At 79.5% G+C, this 1422-nt stretch carries 2 protein-coding genes; both read right to left on the bottom strand.

The window, feature by feature from the left end; all coding sequences use genetic code 11:
- Window positions 1-246: hypothetical protein (locus tag N866_RS22220; protein WP_216699495.1), on the bottom strand; the 246-nt coding region annotated here is incomplete at its 3' end.
- A complete protein-coding gene (locus N866_RS18690; protein WP_245612667.1) occupies window positions 243-1370 on the bottom strand; it encodes a TadA family conjugal transfer-associated ATPase in 1128 nt (375 codons plus the stop codon). The genes N866_RS18690 and N866_RS22220, both read right to left, overlap by 4 nt.
- Window positions 1371-1422: the final 52 nt, after the last annotated feature.

Below are 1422 nucleotides of genomic sequence, written 5' to 3'. Positions count from 1 at the left end.
GTCGTCGGTCCGGACCCCCACACGCCGCCAGGCGGCCTCCGGACCGGCGCCCACGCGGAGCGCGGCGGCCACGGTCCCCACGGCCGCGACGAAGGACGCGGTGCCGAGGGTGCCAGTGCCGACGGGGCCGCGTGCCCGGCGGGCCCACGACGGACGACGAGGCGGTCCCGCTCGTCCGACCCCGAGGTAGGGCCCGGCCCGCGACCCCGGCTCCGCTCCCGGCGGGGTCGGTGCCCACCTGCTCACGCCACCACGGGGTCCAGACCCCACCGTCGGGCGACCTCCGGCCACGCCGCACCGACCTCGAGCTCGCCGTCCGGACCGCAGGCGAGGACCCGCTCCACGACCAGCCCGTCGGACCCGCCGGACACGGCCCCGATCTCGGCGACGTGCCGCAGACCGCGGGTCCGCCGCAGGTGCACGACCGCGTCGAGGGCGCTGGCCGCCTGGGCGGCGACCGCCCGCGGGGTCATGCCCGCGAGCGCGCCCAGGGCCTCGAGGCGGGCGGGGACGTCGGTGGCGGCGTTCGCGTGGAGGGTCGCGCACCCGCCGTCGTGGCCGGTGTTCAGGGCGCTGAGCACCTCGCGGACGTCGGCGCCCCGGCACTCCCCGAGGACCACCCGGTCCGGGCGCATCCGCAGCGCGTGCCGGACCAGGGACGCCAGGTCGATCTCGCCGGCACCCTCGACGTTCGGGCGGCGCGCGACGAGGCGGACGACGTGGGGGTGGTCCGGGCGCAGCTCGGCGGCCTCCTCGATGCAGACGATCCGCTCGTCGGCCGGGACCAGCGACAGCAGGGCCGCCAGGAGCGTCGTCTTCCCGGTGCCCGTCGCGCCGCTGACGAGGAGGTTCGCGCGCCGCGCGACGAGGCCCCGCAGCACCGGCTCCAGCACCGGCGCGACCGACCCGCGTCGCACGAGGTCCTCCAGGGAGAACCCCTGGGGCCGGTGCACGCGCAGGCTCAGGAGGGTCCCGGGCTCCGCGACGGGCGGGAGGACCGCGTGCAGCCGGGTGCCGTCGGGCAGCCGGGCGTCGACCACGGGGGCGGCGTCGTCGAGACGCTGACCACCCGCCGCGGCGAGCCGGACCGCGAGCGCCCGCACGCGCGCCGGGCCGCCGAGATCGAGGTCGACGCGCTGGAGTCCGGCACCGCGGTCGACCCAGACCCGCCCGCCCTCGACGAGCACGTCCGTCACGCCGGGGGACTCGAGCAGCGCCTGGAGGGGCCCGGCCCCGAGCACCTCGGCGCGGACGGCCCGGACGACGGCGCGCAGCTCGTCGTGGCCGAGCACCGCGCCCACCTCCCGCACGGCGCGCGCGACGGCGGGCGCGTCCGCGTCGTCGCCGGACGCGGCGAGCCGGTCCCGCACGGCGGCGACGAGCTCCGCGGTGACGATGCCGGTGGTGACGGGTCCGTCGGCG

The organism is Actinotalea ferrariae CF5-4 (assembly GCF_000603945.1).
In the GTDB taxonomy this organism is placed as follows: Bacteria; Actinomycetota; Actinomycetes; order Actinomycetales; family Cellulomonadaceae; genus Actinotalea; species Actinotalea ferrariae.
This window is presented reverse-complemented; position numbering and strand designations above follow the sequence as displayed.